Raw genomic sequence first — 18,975 nt, forward strand, 5'->3', positions numbered from 1 at the left:
ACCGACAAAATCGTGGCTCGTTCGCGCCTGGCGGCGCTCCCTCGCGCGAGCCGTCACCCCCGGCCTGAAGGCCGGAGCACTGGCCCGCATCTCGGTAGCCGGGCACCGGCCTCCACCGTGAGCAGTGCTCCGCCGAGCGCCCCGAGCACCACCCCAGCCTGCTCACCCGCCATGCGAGAAGCGCGGTCACGGCCGCCGGGCTCCCTCGTTGCCCGCCCTCCTTTGCGGATGACAACGGACATGAGGCGCCTGCGAGAGGCTAGCCGACGAACCGTCCCGCCCAGCTCGCGAACCGGGCTCCCAGTTCCCTCTGCGCTGCCTCGACCAGGTCGTTGGGATCGTCCGGTGGGGTCAGGCCGACGTGTTCATCCAGCCAGGCGAGGTACGTCTCGTGGGCTCGGCCGTCGCCGTCGCGGTGGTATCCCTCGTACGCGCCGAAACCGGCCCCCGCCCAGTCGACCCACAGCGGCCTGTCGCATGCGAGCTGCAGGAACAGCTCCCGAAGGTCGCGCGCGGTGATGTGAACGCCGCCCTCGTCCCCAAACACCGCGACGGGCAAGGCCGACAGGTCCGTACGGTCGTCGACGCGCCAGAGGGCGTAGAACGACCCGGAGCTGTTGGCATAGGCGAAGGGGAGGAAGCCGTCGAGGAACTCGGGCGCCTCCGACCAGCTGTCGTGGCGAGGCTCGCCGAACTCGACCAGCTCGAACCCGTCCGAGATGAACTCGCCCCCGAGCCGTTCCTGAAGCGCGGCGAGCTGGTTCAGTTCCGGCACGGGAGAGTACGCGTCGCTCATGGCCGCTCCGTCCGAGTGCGGGGATCACAAGATCCACCGCAGGATACCGGCCAACCCACGCGCTGAGTCTCAACCCTGCGGCAGCCGGTCGGCCCCCTCCGTCGCGCGACGGGTGAACGGCTCGGGCACGAGCCCCTGCGCCGGTGTCAGCTCGGGCGTCGCCGAGTCGGTCAGCTCCTGCCGTTTCTCCTGCTCCTCCGGCTCCTTCGAGGAGCGCTCGGCGCCGCGTTCCGTGGCACGCGCGGCGCGGTCGAAGAAGCGCAGCAGCTCCACCGGCAGCGGCATGACCAGCGTGGAGGACTTCTCCGCCGCGACCTCCACCACGGTCTGCAGGAGACGCAGCTGGAGCGCCCCCGGCGTCTCGGACATGATGGACGAGGCGTCGGCGAGTTTCCGCGCGGCCTGGTACTCGCCCTCCGCGGTGATCACGCGAGCCCGCCGCTCCCGTTCGGCCTCGGCCTGCCTGGCCACGGAGCGCTTCATGGACTCGGGCAGGTGGACGTCCTTGATCTCCACGCGGTCGATGTGGATGCCCCAGCCGAGCGCCGGGCTGTCGATCATCAGCGCCAGGCCCTTGTTCAGCTCCTCGCGGTTGGACAGCAGGTCGTCCAGCTCGCTCTTGCCGATGATCGAGCGCAGCGACGTCTGCGCCACCTGCTCGACCGCGAACAGGTAGTTCTGCACCTCGACGGCCGCCCGCAGCGGGTCCTGCACCCGGAAGTAGGCGACGGCGTCGACCTGGACGGAGACGTTGTCACGGGTGATGCCCTCCTGGGTGGGCACGGGCATCGTGACGATCTGCACGTTCACCTTCGTCATCCGCTCGACGCCCGGAATGATGAAGTTGAGCCCTGGCTGGCGAATCTTCCGCTGCGCCTGGCCGAAGCGGAACACCACGCCGCGCTCGATCTGGTTGACGATTCTGATGCCGCTGAACGCCGCCCAGATGACGAGGAGGGCGATCAGCCCGAGCACAATGTTGATGATCATGGGCCTGTCCCTTCCAGCTCAAGGCTAGGTCCTGGCCGGGGCAGGGGAGCTTCACGACGTGGTCAAGAAATCCCCTGCCCGCGAACGGTCAGCACGCCCTGGTCGAGACGGGCCTCGGTGCCCAGCTCCGCGCAGGCGTCGATGAACCGCTCGCTGATCCACGCGTGTTCCCCGCCGCGCGCGAGCTCGGTCCTGCCGTACTCCAGCTTGATCGGTACGGCCCGCAGCCGTTCCACCTGTGCCCCCTCGAAGGTCACCAGGAACAGCAGCGACAGATCGTTGCGCAGCCCCGGATCCACCGCGTAGTCGTCGAGGAAGTCGCCCAGGTCGTACAGCACCGGCAGCGCCACCCCGTGGGCGACGTGGGCGGAATGCCCCGCCACCAGCGTCGCACCGGACGTCACCAGCGTCTCGGCCGCACGGCGGACGTAGGTCAGCGGGCGGGCGGTCATGTTGGGACCCCAGTGCGGGGTGACCAGCACGATGTCGACCCGGCTGTCGGCCCTGACGCCGGCCACGGACTCGGTCAGCCAGGACGGCACCCCGCCGGGCAGCTCGGCGTAGGCCACGCCGGGCCGGTCGGGACGCGCCGCGTAGTCGGCCGGATGGTCGGTCACGCCGATCACCCCGACGCGCAGGCCGCCCATGGAGAGGATGGCCGGTCGGCGCGCCCGGGCCTCGTCCGGGCCGGCGCCCACCACCTGGATGCCCACCCGCTCCAGGTGGTCGCGGGTATCGAGCAGGGCGTCGTGGCCGTAGTCCAGCGCGTGGTTGTTGGCCAGCGTGACACAGCCGACGCCGAGACCGGCGAGCAGCTCGGCCGCCTGCGGCGGCGCGCGGAAGTGGAACGGCTTGCCGGGCGCCGCCCACTTGATCCCCCGCGCGGAGACGCAGCATTCGAGGTTGAGCAGGAACAGATCGGCCTCGGCAAGGTGATCGCGGACGCCGTCGGAGAAGAACGCGGCAGGCTCGTTCGTGACCTCGAGCATGGCGGCGACGCCGCGCCCGAGCATCGTGTCACCCGCCAGCGCGAGTGTGGCGGACATACCCATGAATTACCCCAAACGGTCAAGGCATCACGGCAGCCGATGAAGCCCTAACATCCCGCTTTGTGATGATTCGAGCATTAGCCACCGCAGCGGCGGGGCTGGTCCTTTTCTCCGGTACGGCTGCCGCCTCCCCCATCCAGGGCGCCCCCGAGCTGACCAACAACGACCTCTACCGGGCCGGCAAGCTCACCAAGACGTCGTGCACGCCGAAGAAGGGCACGACCAGGGCCGCCACCGAGAAGTACATCCGCACTCTGGTCGGCTGCCTGGACAAGGCCTGGGGCAGGGACGCGATCAAGGTCGAGATCCACTACGAGCCCGACGGCAAGAAGAAGTACAAGTCGTGGCCCTTCGTCTCCTTCGACGGGATCTACGTCGGGCTCGCGGACGACTGGATCAAGGCCAGGAACGAACTGCCCGTCTTCCACGGGATGGCCGCCGTCTACGGCGAGACCGTCCTCGTCGAGACCGGTATTGCCAGAGCGGCGACAACCCTCGACTATCACGGGGACGAGAAGGAGCTCGAGGAGCAGGAGCGCCGCTACGCCTACCAGAAGACGTGCCTGGCCGGAGCCGCGGCCAAGGCGCTCGGTCGTCCGGTCAAGAGCTGGAAGTCGCTGCTGAAGGGCAACGAGCGCCACTGGTTCGACCAGGGCTTCAAGGCCGGCGGGCCCAGCGCCTGCAACACCTGGAAGGCCCCGGAAGCCAAGGTCGCCTGACGGTCGATCAGCCGAACGTCCCCTCGCCGCGCACGGTGTGCCGGCCGAGCACCGCGGACGCCACCGACTGGATCACCGAGCAGCAGCGGCGGCGTCGGGACGGCGGGCGGCTCGGTCCGGCCCTCGCCCGCGCGGTCTCCACGCGGCGACGAGCCGGTCTCCTGCCGGGCAAGGAGCGAGGGCGGCGGCCGGACCTGCTTGTCCTGAGCCCTCAGTCCTTGGGGCCTTTCACCTTGTCCGGGTCCCGTCCCGGCGGGGTCTTGTCCTGGCCGGGCGGCTGGTCACCGGTGGGCGTGGACGTCGGCTCGGTGCCCGGTTGCGGCTCGGTGGCCGGTGGTGCGCTCGGCTCGGCGCTGCCCGAGGGCTGCTCCGGGTTCACGGTCTGCTCGGACCGGGGTTGCCGCGAAGGCACGGCAGACCGGGTGCTGCTGGGCCTCGCCGTGGGGGTGACCCTGGTTCGCGTGGGTGTCGCCGTGGGTGTCGCGGGGGGTGTCGTCGCAGGGGTGGGCCGCCTGGACAGGCTCGCCCTGGGTGTCGCCGTCGACTCGGAGCGCTCGGGCGAGGCCGCGATGTCGGGGCGGTCGCCGGTGCCGCCCGGCCAGCCGCTCACGGTGAGCGTCGTGCCGGAGAGCAGGCTGCCGATCACGAAGGCGAGCAGCATGAGGGCCACCGTGCTGAAGGCGATGGAGCCGACCATGACCAGCCGCCGGCCTCGACCGCTGTGGTCGACGAAGACAGATTCGGGGGTCGGCGCGGGTCCGCTGTCGGGTGACACAGCGAGTGATCGTAGTGACGGTTGATAACCAGTGGGGAAATTTCTCCTTTCGTTGCGGACTAGCCACAACTTGACTGTAGTGGCACTACGAAAATAATCTCATAGCTGCACTACAAGAACCTACTTCAGAGCGGCTGAGGGCGGCTCGGAAGGAAGACATGCGCATTCGTACAACCCGCCGCGAGACCCTGAAGCTGGGCGCCATGGCCACTGTCGGAGTGGCCGGCACCTCGGGAGGGACCTTCGGGCCGGCGGCGGACGACGGGCTGCTGCTCACCGCCGACCTGATGTTCGATGGTCACCGCTTCGTCGAGAAGGCCGCGGTGCTCGTCAGGGGCGGCAAAGTCATCCGATCCGGTCCCGCGCGAGCGGTGCGCGACCCCTCCGCACGCAGGCTCGCCCTGGGACCGGCCACCATCGCTCCGGGGATGATCGACCTTCATGTTCACGCCACGCAGAATCGCGTGCCGTTCGACCGGATTCTGGCCCATGGGGTGACCACGATCCGCGATCTCGGCGGAGACCTGCGCGCCGCGCACGGAGGTCACGGAGGTCCTGGCCGGCTCCGCTACGTCGCCGCAGGACCGCTCGTCACCGTGCCCGGCGGCTACCCGATCCCCGTGTGGGGAACCGGCCTGGCCGCGGTGATCGACGGCCCGGAGTCCGCTCGCGAGACGGTGGCCAGGCTCGTCGGCCAGGGAGCCGCGGTCATCAAGCTCGCGCTGGAGCCTGGAGGAGAAGCGGGGGCGCCGTGGAGCGGGGACCACGCCTCGACTCCCCCGCCCTGGCCCCTGCCGTCCGTCGAGGAGGCCCGCGCCGTCGTACAGGAAGCACACCGGCGGGGACGCAAGGTCACCGCCCATATCGGGGAGGAGCGGGGCGCGCGCATCGCGCTCGACGCGGGCGTCGACGAATGGGCGCACAGCCCGAGCGACCCGATCCCCGAAGACCTGCTCGAGAAGGCCGCCCGGCGGGGAGTCCGCATGGTCGGCACCCTCGACACGCAGTCCCACACCAAGGGCGCGGTGCGGAACGCCAAGCTCTTCGTCTCCCACGGCGGCAGGCTGCTCTACGGCACGGACATGGCGCACCCCGAGATCCCCCACGGCTTCGACTCGCAGGAGCTCAGCCTGATGACGCACGTCGGGCTGTCGCTGGAGGAGGCTCTGGCAGGGGCCACCTCACTGGCCGGCGAGCAGCTCGGGCTGGCTCCGCTGGGCTCCCTGCGCCCCGGCGCTCCCGCCGACCTCGTCGCCGCGGCCGGAGACATCCGGCAGGGACACGGCGCCGTCAAGAGCCTCGAATACCCCTTTCTTGTCATGACGGGCGGCCGTCTCGTGGTCACCCCGTAAGTATCTGTTGACGGAGGTCATTGTGAAGATCCTGTTGATCGGCGCTAGCGGTTACGTCGGATCGGCTGTCGCGGAACACCTGGAAGGGGCCGGGCATCAGGTCGTCGAGCTGGCCCGACCCGGCGACGGCGAGTCCAGCCGGCGGCGCGAGCGGCGCGTCGGCGACCTGACCGACCCGCGGTCGCTCACCTCGGCGGTGACAGCCGACATCGACGCCGTGGTCAACCTGGCGACGCCCACCGGCGACGCCGAGGCCGACGCGAACGCGGTCGCCGCGCTGACCGACCCGCTCCGCGGCAGCGGACGGGCCTTCGTCTACACCAGCGGCGTCTGGGTGCTGGGCGCCACCGGACCCGGCCCGGTCGACGAGAGCAGCCCCACCAACCCCATCCCGATCGTGGGCTACCGGCCGCGGATCGAGCGTCAGGTGCTCGACACCGCCGAGCACGGGGTGCGCACCTCGGTGATCCGTCCTGGCATCGTGCACGGTCGCGGCGGAGGCATTCCGGCCCTGCTGGTGGACCTCGCGCGCAAGCACGGGGCGCCCACGTTCATCGGTGAGGAGTCGGTGCGCTGGCCCATGGTGCACATCGACGATCTCGCCGACCTGTTCGTGGCCGTGGTGGAGCGGGCGCCCGCAGGAACGCTCTGGCACGGGGTGTGCGAGCCCGCGGTGACCGTCCATGACCTTGTTTCGGCCGCCGGACGGGCCGCGGGCATCTCCGCGCGGCCGCAGGCCTGGCCGCTCGACGAGGCGCGCGAGGCGCTCGGCGCTCCGTTCGCCGACGCCCTCGCGCTCGACCAGAGCGTCAGCGGCGCCGCCGCGCGCGAGAAGCTCGGCTGGCAGCCCCAGCGCCAGGGGGCCGTGGCCGACCTCCTTGACGGCTCCTACCGCTGACCCTGGGACACCCAGGTCGTGACGGCCGGAGCGAACCGCTCGCTCCGGCCGGACGCACGTGACACGGAGGTCAGACCTTGATGGCCTGCTTGGGGCCGTCGTGCTGGGTGGCGAGTTCCCTGTGCAGGCTCTCGCCCTCGATGTCGAGGTTCGGCAGGACACGGTTGTGGCCTTGATCGCGTGCTCACCGCGCCTTCCAGCGGAAGAGGGCGTCGCCCTCCGCGGTGAGCCAGGTGCCGTCCCCGAGCGGGCGGGCGGACCGGGGCACGGGCCCGGGGTATCGCACGTCGCCACGCACCTCCCCGCTGAAGGCGTCGATCAGGAGGTGCCGCGCGTCCTCGGGCGTTTCGGCGTAGGCCGTCGCGGTGGCGATCACGGTGCCGGCGTCGACGTAGCCGCAGTCGTCCCAGTAGGCCTCCCCGACGGCCGGACGCCAGGCGTCAGCGGCCTCGAGCCGGCGCATGACGATTCCACCGGGGAAGGAGTGCCAGGCGATCTCGTCCGGTGGGGCCCAGGTGAGATACGACAGCCCGTTGGGGTGCACGTCGACCAGGATGCGGTAGTCGTCCTCGTGCGGCCACACGCGCAGGCCGTCCTCTTCCAACCGGCCCCAGTAGACGCGCAGGCCGTCCTGGCCCTCTCCGACGCCCAGGCCCATGTGCAGCCCGTCGGGATGCGGCAGATGCTGCGTGCCGACGGCGGCGCAGCCCAGCGTCGCCCGCGCCACGACGCGTCCGGTGTGGGCCGCCAGCACGAGCCACTCATCACCGGCGTAGGGGTAGGGCTCGCCGTCGTGCCGCCAGACCGCCGCGCAGGACGCGCCGGGCAGCAGGACCCACACGTGCCGGCCGTCGTCGGAGACCTGGCACGAGGACCGGTTCACGCTCGGAGACTGCCGTTCCTGGCCGCGATGCTCCCACAACACCACCCCGGACGGCGCGACCGCGCGGACCGCCCCGTCATGGCAGAACACGCCGACGTCGCCGTCCGGACCGACCGCCGCCTCCCACGCCTCTTCGGCCGGCCACGGCGCCGGGAAGGTGTTGATCAATGAGGTTCCCGCGCCGAAGAACCGGTCCAGGTCGTACAGCCTGAGGCTCGCGCCCTCCAGGTGCAGCATCCTCGGCGACCGCCCCCGCCGGACCTCGACCGCCCACGGCGATTCCACCAGACGGACCGCGTTCCCGAGATGTGCCTGACCGACCAGCACCGCCTTGATTTCCATGACTGGAAACCCTAGAGCCTCGCACTTTTGTCAGCCGGAGATAGAGAAAGGGCGCGTGGATCAACGAAACCCTGCCGAAACCGCCGCTCCCATAAAAGGCTCAGGAAGGAATCAACCGAGAAAGAAAGAGACACACTCGGACCCTGAGACCGCGTCACGGGGTCGGCACCACGCAGATGTCGTCGCTGAGGTTCAGCTCCTCCGTCTCCGCCAGACGCCGGTAGCCGGGGCACTGGGTGAAGTCGTCGGCCCGGCACTGCATGATGTGCTCGATCAGCGCCTTGGACGCCGCGATCTCGTGCAGCCGCCGCTCCAGCTCGGCGTGGTGCCGTTCGAGGATCTCCCGCCGCTCGCGCTGACCGGAGACGGCGAGGATCTCCCTGATCTGCTCCAGGCTCATCCCCGCCGCCTTGGCGCGGATGATCGTCATGATCCGGATGACGTGGTCGCGGGTGTAGCGGCGGCGGCCGTTCACCCTGGCGGCCGGGGTGATCAGGCCCATGGCCTCCCAGTGCCGCAGCACGTGCGGCGCGAGGTCGAATCGTTCGGCGAGCTCTCCGATGGCCATGGTGCCACTTGACTTCATGTTGACATTAACTTGCAGACTTCCCTCCATGTCAAGCAACGACCAGCTGTTCGATGTCGTCATCGTCGGCGCGGGCCCTGCCGGGATGGCCGCGGCGCTGACCCTGGGCCGCGCGCACCGCACGACGCTCCTGCTCGACTCCGGGGAGGGCCGCAACGCCCCGGCCGCGGCCGTGCACAACTTCCTCACCCGGGACGGCACGCCGCCCGCACGGCTGCGCGAACTCGGCCGCGCCGAGCTGTCCGCCTACCCGAGCGTTCGGCTGCGCCACGACACCGTCACCGCGGTGACCGTTCTGGATGGGTTCCACCTGGAGCTGGCCGGCGGCGGCTCGGCGGGCGCGCGGCGGCTCCTGCTCGCCACCGGCCTCGCCGACGACCTGCCCGGCCCGCGCGGGGTCGAGCCGCTGTGGGGCCGATCCGCCTTCCACTGCCCCTACTGCCACGGCTACGAGTGCACCGGCGAACCTGTCGCGGTGATCGGCGCCGAACCGGCCAGGGTACGGCTGGCGCTGCAGCTGAGCCGCTTCGCCTCCGACGTCGCGCTCTGCACCGGCGGCCAGCCGCTCGACCCGGCGCTGCGGGCGACGCTGGAATCGCACGGCGTCACCGTGCGGTGCGAGGCCATCTCCCGTCTGGAGGGCACGGGGGACCGGCTCGAGCAGATCGTGTTCGAGACCGGCCCGCCACTCGCCAGGGCCGCGGTGTTCGTCGTCAACGTGCCGCGCCAGCGCTCCGACCTCGCCGTCCGCCTCGGCTGCCAGACCTTCGCCGACGGCTGCGTCGAGGTGAACGAGTTCGGCCAGACCAGCGTGCCGGGCGTCTACGCGGCGGGCGACATGGCGCGGCGGGCCACCGTACCGATGCCGATGGCCGCCGTCATCGCCGCCGCGGCCGGCGGCACCGTCGCCGCCGCGGTGATCGATCAGGACCTGCTCAGCGCCGACTTCGACCTGCCCAACCCCTTCGCACAGGCCAGGAGCTGAGCGCCGTGACCCGCGAACTCACCCGGACGGCCTCCGCCGCGCCGTCGAAGCCCGGTAACGTCCCGCTCGCCACGGCCGGCCTGCTGCTCGGCATGCTGCTGTCGGTCCTGGACCAGACGGTGGTCGCCATCGCGCTGCCCGACATCGCCGCCGACCTGGGCGGCATGGACGCGATCGGCTGGATCATCACCTCCTACGTGCTGGCCTCGACCACGACCGGCGCGCTCTACGGCCGCATCAGCGACCGCTTCGGGCGGCGCGCGGTCTTCGTCACCGCGATCGCCGTCTTCATCGTGGGCTCCGTGCTGTGCGGCGTGGCGCTGACGGTGCCCCAGCTGGTGGCCGCCAGGACCCTGCAGGGCATCGGCGCGGGCGCGCTGTTCGTCCTGCCCACGATCGCGCTGTCGGAGCTGTACCCGCAGCGCCTGCGCAGCAGGGTCCAGGGCTTCACCGGCGGCGTCTTCGCCCTGGCCAGCGTGGGCGGCCCGCTCGCCGGTGGGCTGATCACCGACAGCGTGGGCTGGCGCTGGATCTTCTACATCAACCTGCCCCTCGGCCTGCTCAGCATCGCCCTCGTCACCTTCGCGCTGCGCCTGCCGAAGCCGGGCGGTGGCGGCAAGGTCGACGTCGCGGGCTCGGCACTGATCGTCGGCGCGACGGTGAGCCTGCTGCTGGTGGCCGAGTGGGGCGGCCGCGTCCACGCCTGGACCTCCCTCGTGATCCTCACGCTGATCGGCGCCTTCGCCGTCCTCCTTGCCCTGTTCGTGTGGTGGGAACGGCGCGCGGCCAACCCGCTGCTCCCGCCACGGCTGTTCGCCAACCCCGCGCTGCGCGTCGCGCTGCCCGCCACCGCGCTGCTCGGGGCGCTGCTCGGCGGCTCCATCGTGTATCTGCCCACCTACCTGCAGGCCGCCTACGGCATGGGCGCCACGCAGGCGGGCCTCGCGCTCAACCCCTACGTCGTCACCTTCATGGCGGTGTCCTTCCTCGCCGGCGCCCGCATTGGCGCGAGCGGCCGGTTCAAGCCCTATCTGATCGCCGGCTCGGTGATCGTGGTGCTGGGGTTCGCGCTGCTCAGCCAGCTCGGTACCGGCACGCCGTACGCGGTGCTGGCCGTGGAGCTCGGCGTGCTCGGCGCCGGGTTCGGCCTCCTGATGCAGAACCTGGTGGTCGTCGCGCAGAACGCGGCCACCCCCGCGGATCTCGCGGCCACCACGTCCGCCGCGGTGTCGGTACGCGGGCTCGGCATGTCGCTCGGCGTCGCCATCTTCGGCAACCTGCTCGCCAGGCAGCTCCAGAGCCACCCGCAGAGCACGGCGACGGCCATCCCCGACGTCCTGTTCTGGGGCGTGCCCGTGGCCGTCGCCCTGGTGGCCCTCCTGGCGCTGCTCCCGCGCTCGGCTGACCACGAATTGACCTCAACCTAACTCGAGGTCCTAGCGTGGGGTCACATGAGTGAGAATGTGATCGCCAGAGCGGGTCGGCGGGAGTGGATCGGCCTTGCCGTCTTGGTCCTGCCGACCCTCCTGCTCTCCATCGACATGAGCGTGCTCCACCTGGCCGTGCCCATGCTCAGCGCGGATCTGCGGCCGAGCGCGACCCAGCTGTTGTGGATCAACGACATCTACGGCTTCCTCATCGCCGGTTTCCTGATCACGATGGGCACGCTGGGTGACCGCATCGGCCGCAGGCGGTTGCTGCTGATCGGCGGCGCCGCCTTCGGCCTGGCCTCGTTGCTCGCCGCCTACGCGCCCAGTGCCGAGTTGCTGATCGCCGCGCGGGCGTTGCTTGGCGTCGCGGGGGCGACGCTGATGCCCTCGACGCTCTCCTTGATCCGCAACATGTTCCACGATCCCAGCCAGCGCACGGTGGCCATCAGCCTGTGGATGACCGGGTTCACCGGCGGCATGGTGCTCGGTCCCGTGGTGGGCGGGGTGCTGCTGGAGAACTTCTGGTGGGGCTCGGTCTTCCTGCTCGGTGTGCCGGTCATGGCGGTGCTGCTGGTCGCGGGGCCGATCCTGCTGCCGGAGTACCGCGATCCCGGGGCCGGTCGGCTCGACGTGACCAGTGTGCTGCTCTCCCTGACCGCCATCCTGGCGATGATCTACGGATTCAAAGAGATCGCCGCGTACGGCCTCGCGCTCCCTCCGGTCCTGACCGTGCTGGCGGGGTTGGCCCTCGGTGTCGTGTTCGTGCGCAGGCAGCGGGGGCTGGCCGATCCACTGCTCGACTTGAAGCTGTTCGCGGAGCGGAAGTTCACCGCGTCGCTGGGCACCCTGATGATCACCATCTTGGTGGGCCCCGGCATCGGCCTGCTCTCCGCGCAGTATCTGCAGCTGGTGCTGGGTCTGTCGCCGCTGGAAGCCGGACTGTGGTCGCTGCCTCCCGCGCTGGCGGTCACCGCGGGGCTGGTCATATCCCCGCTGCTGGCCCGCCGGCTGCGTCCCGCCGTGGTGATCGGCGCCGGACTGCTGGCCTCCGCCGCGGGCGTCGCCCTGATCACCCAGGCGGACGCCACGTCCGGCCTCGCGGTTGTCGTCACCGGGCAGGTCGTCTTCTTCCTCGGCGCCTCCCCGCTCTGGGTGCTGGGCACCGACCTGATCGTGGGGTCCGCGCCGCCCGAGCGCTCGGGCTCCGCCTCCTCCCTGTCCGAGACCGTCCAGGAGTTCGGCGGCGCGTTCGGGCTGGCGCTCTTCGGCAGCATCGCCACCGCCGTCTACCGGACCCAGCTGGCCGTACCGGAAGGGATTCCGGCCGCGGTCGCGGAGACGGCGAGGGATACGCTCGGCGGGGCCGCCGCCGCGGCGGAACGGCTGCCGGGACCGGCCGCCGACGAGCTGCTCGGCGCGGCCGGAGCCGCCTTCACCTCCGGCCTGCAGGTGTCGGCGGCGATCAGCGCGGGGATCGTGCTCGTCGCGGCCGGCATCGCCTTCGTCTTCCTCCGCCACGTGCGGCCCACGGCGGAGCAGACCCCGGAGGTGGACGATCCGTCCAGGATCGAGGTGCCCCCGGGCGGTCAGCCCAGCAGGTTGTAGGAGGCGGCCACGGCGAGGTAGGCCACCTCGGCGAGCGCGACGCAGGTGTAGTGCGTCCGGCCGACCCAGCTCCACCAGCCCCTGCGCCAGGCGAGCACGTGCCCGGCGGGCGGATCCTGGCGGGCTGGTGGTCGGCCAGATACGCGCCGAGCGGGTGGACCTGCCCCGGGCTCGCCGCACCCGTGCCGAAGTCGCCGCCGGCGAAGCCCGCGGTGTGGGTGAGCAGGTGCGCCATGGTGACAGGGCGGCCGGGAAAGGCGTCGTCGATCTCGAACGTCAACCGGACCGTCTGGGAGGGCGCTCCGGGCCCGTGCGATGATGTGCCGCGATGCCGGCAGCCCTCCTCCTCCGACTCGCCCGCGCCACGGCCTTCGCCACGGTGTGCGTCGGTCTGGGCGTGCTGGCCCACGTGTTCGCCGGGGGCACGGTCACCGTGGAGACGGCCGCGTGGGGGCAGGGCCTGTCCCTGCTCGCCGCGCTGCCGCTGACCGGCCGCGAGCGCGATCTGCGGGTGATCCTTCCGCTGCTGGCCGCCGTGCAGGCGGGGATGCACGTGATCTTCGCGGTCGTCGACGCCACGCCCGCGGGAGACAGCGTCGTCCAGCACCTCCACTGCGCGACGCCGGGCCTCGGCATGACGATCCTGCACGGCGCCGCCGTGACGCTGACCGCCGTCTGGCTGGCCAGGGGCGAGGCGGCCGTGTGGGCGCTGTTGCGGCTGGCCGGCGCCCGCGTCCTGCGCCTGATCATCGCGTGGCTGGCGCCGGAGCCGGCAGTCGGGCGCGGGCCGGTGCCCGCCTTCCCCGAGGCCCTTCGGCTGCGGTCGGCGCTCCTCAGGTCCGTGGTCAGCAGGCGAGGGCCGCCTGCGGTCGCTTTCTGTCGCTGAATTTCTCCTCCGCCAGACAGCGCCTGTTTCGGCGTGCCCTGAAAGGACTTCACTCCCATGCGTCTCTCGCATGCCCTCACCACGCTTGCCGTGCTCGGCCTGTCGGCGGCCGGGTGCGGCGGATCACCGACGCGATCCGCCACGGCCGTGCCGCCCGCAGCTCCCGGCTATCCGGTCACGATCGCCAACTGCGGCCAGACGTACACCTATGACAGAGCGCCGAGCCGTACGGTCCTCATGAGCGGTGGCGCGGTGGGCCAGGTCTCCTCGCTGATCGCGCTCGGCCTCGAAGCCAGGATCGTCGGCAACGCCCAGAACTACGGAGCCTCCGACGTGCCAGGACGGGCCGACGCGATCGACCGGCTGCCCAAGGCGAAGATCCAGCAAGGGAGCTGGGACATCACCCGCGAGGGCATGCTCGCCCTGCGTCCCGACCTGGTCATCGGCACCACCGGCTTCGACTTCGACGCCCAGAACGGCTACGCCACCAGGGCCGAGCTGCTCGAGATCGGCGCCAACACCTGGTTGCCCGACTCCACCTGCGGCGGCCCCGGCACCGTCAAGGGCACCCAGACGATCGAGGACAGCTACGACATGCTGCGCGACTTCGGCAGGATCTACGGGGTCAGCGACCGGGCGGAGCAGCTGATCGAGCGGTCGAAGCGGCGGATCAAGAAGATCGCGGCCAAGGTCGAGGGCGTGTCCAGGCCGAAGGTGATGTACATCATCCCCGGCATGCAGATGGGCGCCGCCGAGTTCAGCTCGATCGGCGCCAACGGCATCTGGAACGACATCTTCGACAAGGCCGGTGGTGTCAACGCGTTCGGCGACGCCACCAAGGAGATCTTCGCCAACCTCAGCAAGGAGCGGGTGGCGAAGACCGACGTCGACGCCGTGGTGATCGTCAACTGGCGCAACCCCGACCCCGACGCCGAGGCCGCGAAGCTCTTCGCCCAGTTCCCGCACTGGCAGGCGGCCAAGGACCGGCGCTACGTCGTGCTGTCGGACTCGGCCTATCTCGGCCCCGACAACGCGGTCGCCGTGGAGCGGATCGCCAGGCTGCTCCACCCGGAGAGGTTCTGATGCTGCGCCGCCTCCCCCTGTCCGTCTGCCTGCCTGTCCTCGCCGCCGCGCTGCTGGCCGGGATGCTGCTCGCCGTCGGCGTCGGATCGGTGACCGTACCGCTCGCCGAGACCTGGGACATCGTGACCGGCCAGGCAGGCGACCCGGTCAACACGAAGATCATCCTGGACTACCGGATCCCCAGGGTGCTGCTCGCCGCGCTCGCGGGCGCGGGCCTGTCCATCGCGGGAGCGGTGTTGCAGGCGCTGGTGACCAACCCGCTCGCCGACCCGTACGTCCTGGGAATCTCCTCAGGGGCCTCTGTAGGCGCGGTGCTCGTCATGACGATGGGCTCGGCCGTCGCGGGCGGGCTCGGCGTCTCCTCGGCCGCGTTCGCCGGGGCGATGCTGGCCTCGCTGATCGTGTTCGTCCTCGGGCAGCGGCAGGGCCGCCTCACCCCCACCAGGCTGGTGCTGTCCGGGGTCGCGGTGGGCTACGTGCTGCTCGCCGCCACCAGCTACCTGCAGCTCCAGGCCAACCCCGACGAGCTGAGGAAGGTGATGTTCTGGATGCTCGGCAGCGTGGCGGGCGCGCAGTGGGACCAGCTGCCCGCCGTCGCGACGGCCGTGACCGCGTGCGCCCTGGGCCTGATGCTGTACGGCAGGCGGCTCAACGCCCTCGTCACAGGTGAGGAGTCGGCGACGGCCCTCGGCCTCGACGTACGGCGCGCGCGCATCGGGCTGCTGGTCGTCTCGTCCCTGCTCACCGGCACGGTCGTGGCGGTCGTGGGCGGCATCGGGTTCGTCGGGCTGATGATCCCCCACCTGGTACGGCTGGCCTTCGGCACCGACCACCGCCGCCTGCTGCCCGTGGCGACCCTGGTGGGGGCGACGTACATGGTGCTGGTCGACCTGCTCTCGCGCACCGTCGACCGCCCGGCCGAGCTGCCCGTGGGCATCTTCACCGCGGTCTTCGGCGCCCCCTTCTTCATCTGGCTGCTGCGCAGGGAGGAGGCATGAGACTGTGCGTCAGCGACGTCAGCGTCAGGCTCGGCGGCGTGCCCATCCTGCACGACGTCTCCCTCGTCGCCGAGCCAGGCGAGATCGTCGGGCTGGTCGGGCCCAACGGCAGCGGCAAGTCGACGCTGCTGCGTACGGTCTACCGCTCGCTGCGCCCGGAGTCGGGCGGCATCAGGCTCGGCGGGCACAACGTGTGGGCCGGATCGGCACGCGCGGCGGCGCGCCAGATCGCGGCCGTGCTCCAGGACGACACCACACCGGCGGGCATGACCGTCGTCGAGGTGGTCGAGCTCGGCCGTACCCCGCACCACGGGCTGTTCGACCGCGAGGGACAGGCAGACCGCGCGGCGGTGCGGGAGGCGATGGATCGCGCGGGGGTGCTCGCCCTGGCGGGACGCCGTTTCGGGTCGCTGTCCGGCGGCGAGCGGCAACGCGTCCAGCTCGCCCGCGCGCTCGCGCAGGAACCGAGCCTGCTCATCCTCGACGAGCCCACCAACCACCTCGACATCAGGGCCAGGTTCGAACTGCTCGACCTCGTCAGGGAGCTCGGCACCACCACGCTCGCCGTCATGCACGAGCTCGATCTCGCCGCGCGCGTCTGCGACTCGCTCGTCGTCCTGCACGGCGGGCGAGTCGTCGCGGAAGGACCCGTGCTCGACGCTCTGACGCCGGAGGTGCTGCGCGAGGTGTTCGGCGTGCGGGCCCAGGCGGCACGCGACACCGACGGGATCGTCCGGATCGCCTACGCCGCCCGTCCTTTGGTGGACGGGCGGCTCGCACCACAGCGGTAGAGCCCGCGCACGAGCCGCCGCGGCGGGTACGCCCGCGCGGCGGCTCGTGGTTTTCCCGAGGTCAGCGGGGCAGGTAGAGCCGATGAGCAACCCTGATCTCATCTTCGCGCTCGGCGGTGCGGGGGCGCTGCTGGCCGCGGTGCTGCCCAGCGTGCTCAACCGGCTCCCCTTCTCCCTGCCGCTGGCCTGCCTCCTCGGCGGGCTGCTGCTGTTCCTGCTCCCCCTTCCGCTGCCGGAGCCGGACCCCGTCGCGCACCGGGCCGCGCTGGAGCACGCCACCGAGGTCTGCGTGGTCATCTCCCTCATGGGCGCGGGACTGGCGCTCAACCGGAGAGTCGGGCTGCGCAGCTGGTCGTCGACCTGGCGGCTGCTCGGCTGGACCATGCCCCTCACCGTCGTGGCCGTCGCGGTGGCCACCGGGTGGCTGCTGGGCTGGCCGCTGGCGGCGGCCGTGCTGCTCGGCGCGGTGCTCGCGCCCACCGACCCCGTGCTGGCCTCCGACGTGCAGGTGGGTGAGCCCGTCGACGCCGAGAACGCCGACGACGAGGTCCGCTTCTCCCTCACCTCCGAAGCGGGGCTCAACGACGGCCTGGCCTTCCCCATCGTCTACGCCGCCATCGCCATGGCCGCGACCGGCGGCTCCGCGTGGCTGGGCGAGTGGGCGCTGGTCGACGTGCTCTACCGGATCACGGTGGGGGTGTTCGCCGGGATCCTGATCGGCAGGCTGCTCGGCCGCCTGTTCTTCCACGCCAAGACCGACAACCTGCGCCTGGCCGAACACCGCGACGGATTCGTCGCCCTGGCCAGCACTCTCCTGGCGTACGGCCTGACCGAACTCGTCCACGGGTACGGCTTCATCGCCGTCTTCGTCACCGCCTGCGCCATCAGGGACGTCGAGCGCAGCCACGGCTACAACGGCATCCTGCACGGCTTCATCGAGCAGATCGAGCGGCTGTTCACCGCCTGGCTGCTCCTGCTGCTCGGCGGCTTCGTCGCGGCGGGCGGCCTGTCCGCGCTGACCTGGCGCGGCGCGGCCGTCGCCGTCCTGCTGCTGCTGGTGATCAGGCCGCTGACCGGGTGGCTGGCCCAGCTGCGCGGGCCCGCAGGCCCGCGGGAGCGAGCCGTCATGTCCTTCTTCGGGATCAGGGGCATCGGCTCCCTGTACTACCTGGCGTTCGCGCTCGGCCAGGCCGACTTCGGCGTGCCCGCTGAGGAACTGTGGGCGGTGGCCGCCTTCACCGTGGTGGCCTCGATCGTGCTGCACGGCGTCACCGCCACACCGATCATGTCCCGCCTCGACCGGCTGCGCGACACCCCGCGGCCTTCGTCACTGGCCGAACGCGACTCAGGAGGCTGATCGCCCCCGCGGTCCGGCGGTCACCGGACGGCTCGCGCTCGGCAGGTGGGCCGGCGAGATCGCCCCGCGGTCCGCGAGGCGCTCACCCGCGGCTCTCCGTCGGACCGGGAGTGCACGGCGCAGGGCGGGATCATTTGGGGGCACCCATAATGCCCGGCTTGTGCGGGTAAGAACCCACCTATGAAAGTGACCGCAGAGGATATCGGCGTGCTGATGCTCCGGGTGCCCGCCGGGCTGCTGCTCATGGGACACGGCGCGCAGAAGCTGTTCGGCTGGTTCGGCGGCGGCGGCCCCGACAAGACCGGCGAGGTGATGACCGCGCTCGGCTACCCGCACGGCAAGCTCATGGGCCTGGCCGCGGGACTGGGCGAACTCGGCTCTGGCGCGGGAATCGCCCTGGGCGCGGCCACGCCGCTGTCCTCCGCCGGTCTGATCGCGACGATGACAAACGCCGCCGTCTCCGCCCACCTGCCCCAGGGACTGTGGGCGCAGCACGGCGGGTTCGAGTACCCGCTCGTGCTCGGCGCGGGCGCGGCCTCGCTGGCGGTGCACGGACCGGGCAAACTGTCGGTCGACGCGGTGCTCGGCTGTGAACGCAAGGGACTGGCCTGGGGTGTGGCCGCCCTCGCCCTCGGCCTCGGCGCCGCAGCGGCCGTCCTCACTCTCCGCCGGCAGCACACCGGCGAGCCGTCCGAGGCCGAGGCCGAGGAGCCGGTCGTGAACCCCACGTAGGCTCGCGTCATGGAGCATCGATCTCCGTTGATCACGCATCTCTCCTGGGGCCGGATGGTCGTCGAGGGCCTGGGTGAAGGCAAGGACTTCAAGCTCCACCCCGGCGGCGGGCGGCCCTGGGACTGGAACGAGACCGGCACGCGCCACTCGCCCGGCATTCAACCCGCCGACGTGCGGGAACTGCTCGACCATGGCAGCCGGGTGATCGTCCTGTCCCGTGGCATGCGGCTGGCGCTGCAGACCTGCCCCGAGACGCTGGACCTGCTGGCGGACAGCGGCGTCGAGGTCCACGTGGAGGAGACGTCGGCCGCGGTCGAGCGGTACAACGCGCTGGCGGAGACCGTCCCGGTAGGTGGCCTGTTCCACTCCACGTGCTGACCTTCAGCTCCCTGGTGACCGCGTCCACCGCGGTGGCGGATACGCCGTGCTGGGCGGTGACGTAGATGATTCCTGTGGCGGGCCGACGGCGAGACCGCCAGGGTCCGCGCCTTCGGCCAGGCGACACGCGACGTGGTGCGCGATTAGCGCTGGACGCAGATGTGTGCTACCTTGATGGAAGTTGCAGTTGTGGTACCCATACAAAGACTTTGTGTGCGCCTGATGTCATCATGTGACCTTCAGGTGCATTTTTGTTTGCCGGTCATCTCCGGGTGGGGTCATCTCAGCGACAAGCGACCCATGTATGCGGGGCGGAACTCGCTTCCGCATCTATCAAAGG

Annotated in this window: 19 protein-coding genes; 13 read left to right on the forward strand and 6 right to left on the reverse strand. The window is 71.1% G+C overall.

Annotation, left to right across the window (positions count from 1 at the left end; translation table 11 throughout):
- Positions 1-259: 259 nt before the first annotated feature.
- From H4W81_RS33640 to H4W81_RS33650, 3 genes are all read right to left on the reverse strand, one after another.
- Positions 260-796, reverse strand: coding sequence for a hypothetical protein (locus H4W81_RS33640; RefSeq protein WP_192778481.1), 537 nt, complete (start codon positions 794-796; stop codon positions 260-262).
- Positions 797-865: 69 nt separating this feature from the next.
- Complete coding sequence (locus tag H4W81_RS33645) at positions 866-1,786, reverse strand: SPFH domain-containing protein (RefSeq protein WP_192778482.1); 921 nt, start codon at positions 1,784-1,786, stop codon at positions 866-868.
- Positions 1,787-1,848: 62 nt separating this feature from the next.
- Positions 1,849-2,832 carry a CapA family protein gene (locus H4W81_RS33650; protein WP_192778483.1) on the reverse strand — a complete coding sequence of 328 codons (984 nt, stop codon included), beginning with the start codon at positions 2,830-2,832 and terminating at the stop codon, positions 1,849-1,851.
- A gap of 68 nt (positions 2,833-2,900) precedes the next feature.
- On the opposite strand from H4W81_RS33650, the gene H4W81_RS33655 reads away from it, so the two are divergent.
- Positions 2,901-3,554 (forward strand): hypothetical protein, encoded by a 654-nt coding sequence (locus H4W81_RS33655; protein ID WP_225958920.1) that lies wholly within the window; start codon positions 2,901-2,903, stop codon positions 3,552-3,554.
- 211 nt (positions 3,555-3,765) lie between these two features.
- Here H4W81_RS33655 and H4W81_RS33660 read toward each other — a convergent pair whose 3' ends face one another.
- Positions 3,766-4,329: a hypothetical protein gene (locus tag H4W81_RS33660; RefSeq protein WP_192778485.1), complete on the reverse strand. Its 564-nt coding sequence runs from the start codon at positions 4,327-4,329 to the stop codon at positions 3,766-3,768.
- 158 nt (positions 4,330-4,487) lie between these two features.
- Here H4W81_RS33660 and H4W81_RS33665 point away from each other — a divergent pair, with 158 nt between their 5' ends.
- Both H4W81_RS33665 and H4W81_RS33670 read left to right on the forward strand, forming a co-directional pair.
- The gene (locus H4W81_RS33665) at positions 4,488-5,681 is read left to right on the forward strand and encodes an amidohydrolase family protein (RefSeq protein ID WP_192778486.1); all 1,194 of its coding nucleotides are present in this window, start codon (positions 4,488-4,490) and stop codon (positions 5,679-5,681) included.
- A 22-nt stretch (positions 5,682-5,703) separates the two neighbouring features.
- A complete protein-coding gene (locus H4W81_RS33670) occupies positions 5,704-6,579 on the forward strand; it encodes an NAD-dependent epimerase/dehydratase family protein (RefSeq protein ID WP_192778487.1) in 876 nt (291 codons plus the stop codon).
- Between the two features lie 184 nt (positions 6,580-6,763).
- Here the strand turns inward: H4W81_RS33670 and H4W81_RS33675 are convergent, their stop codons facing one another.
- Entirely contained in the window at positions 6,764-7,804 is a 1,041-nt protein-coding gene (locus H4W81_RS33675; RefSeq protein ID WP_192778488.1) for a hypothetical protein, read from the reverse strand.
- A gap of 154 nt (positions 7,805-7,958) precedes the next feature.
- A complete protein-coding gene (locus H4W81_RS33680) occupies positions 7,959-8,372 on the reverse strand; it encodes a helix-turn-helix domain-containing protein (protein ID WP_192778489.1) in 414 nt (137 codons plus the stop codon).
- A gap of 46 nt (positions 8,373-8,418) precedes the next feature.
- On the opposite strand from H4W81_RS33680, the gene H4W81_RS33685 reads away from it, so the two are divergent.
- From H4W81_RS33685 to H4W81_RS33730, 10 genes are all read left to right on the forward strand, one after another.
- Positions 8,419-9,375, forward strand: a complete 957-nt coding sequence (locus tag H4W81_RS33685; protein WP_225958921.1) for an NAD(P)/FAD-dependent oxidoreductase — start codon at positions 8,419-8,421, stop codon at positions 9,373-9,375.
- Between the two features lie 5 nt (positions 9,376-9,380).
- On the forward strand, positions 9,381-10,802 hold the full coding sequence (locus H4W81_RS33690; RefSeq protein ID WP_192778490.1) for an MDR family MFS transporter: 1,422 nt from the start codon (positions 9,381-9,383) through the stop codon (positions 10,800-10,802).
- Positions 10,803-10,826: 24 nt separating this feature from the next.
- Positions 10,827-12,410, forward strand: a complete 1,584-nt coding sequence (locus H4W81_RS33695; RefSeq protein ID WP_192778491.1) for an MFS transporter — start codon at positions 10,827-10,829, stop codon at positions 12,408-12,410.
- A gap of 328 nt (positions 12,411-12,738) precedes the next feature.
- Entirely contained in the window at positions 12,739-13,296 is a 558-nt protein-coding gene (locus H4W81_RS33700) for an MFS transporter (RefSeq protein ID WP_192778492.1), read from the forward strand.
- Between the two features lie 57 nt (positions 13,297-13,353).
- Positions 13,354-14,379, forward strand: a complete 1,026-nt coding sequence (locus tag H4W81_RS33705) for an ABC transporter substrate-binding protein (protein WP_192778493.1) — start codon at positions 13,354-13,356, stop codon at positions 14,377-14,379.
- Positions 14,379-15,377 carry a FecCD family ABC transporter permease gene (locus H4W81_RS33710; protein ID WP_225958922.1) on the forward strand — a complete coding sequence of 333 codons (999 nt, stop codon included), beginning with the start codon at positions 14,379-14,381 and terminating at the stop codon, positions 15,375-15,377. The genes H4W81_RS33705 and H4W81_RS33710 overlap by 1 nt, the downstream gene beginning before the upstream one ends.
- On the forward strand, positions 15,374-16,168 hold the full coding sequence (locus H4W81_RS33715; RefSeq protein WP_192778494.1) for an ABC transporter ATP-binding protein: 795 nt from the start codon (positions 15,374-15,376) through the stop codon (positions 16,166-16,168). The genes H4W81_RS33710 and H4W81_RS33715 overlap by 4 nt, the downstream gene beginning before the upstream one ends.
- Positions 16,169-16,250: 82 nt before the next feature.
- Complete coding sequence (locus tag H4W81_RS33720) at positions 16,251-17,525, forward strand: cation:proton antiporter (protein WP_192778495.1); 1,275 nt, start codon at positions 16,251-16,253, stop codon at positions 17,523-17,525.
- Between the two features lie 180 nt (positions 17,526-17,705).
- Positions 17,706-18,257: a DoxX family protein gene (locus H4W81_RS33725; protein ID WP_192778496.1), complete on the forward strand. Its 552-nt coding sequence runs from the start codon at positions 17,706-17,708 to the stop codon at positions 18,255-18,257.
- 9 nt (positions 18,258-18,266) lie between these two features.
- The gene (locus H4W81_RS33730; RefSeq protein WP_192778497.1) at positions 18,267-18,635 is read left to right on the forward strand and encodes an Mth938-like domain-containing protein; all 369 of its coding nucleotides are present in this window, start codon (positions 18,267-18,269) and stop codon (positions 18,633-18,635) included.
- Positions 18,636-18,975: the final 340 nt, after the last annotated feature.

Origin of the sequence: Nonomuraea africana (genome assembly GCF_014873535.1) — a bacterium.
Lineage (GTDB): Bacteria > Actinomycetota > Actinomycetes > Streptosporangiales > Streptosporangiaceae > Nonomuraea > Nonomuraea africana.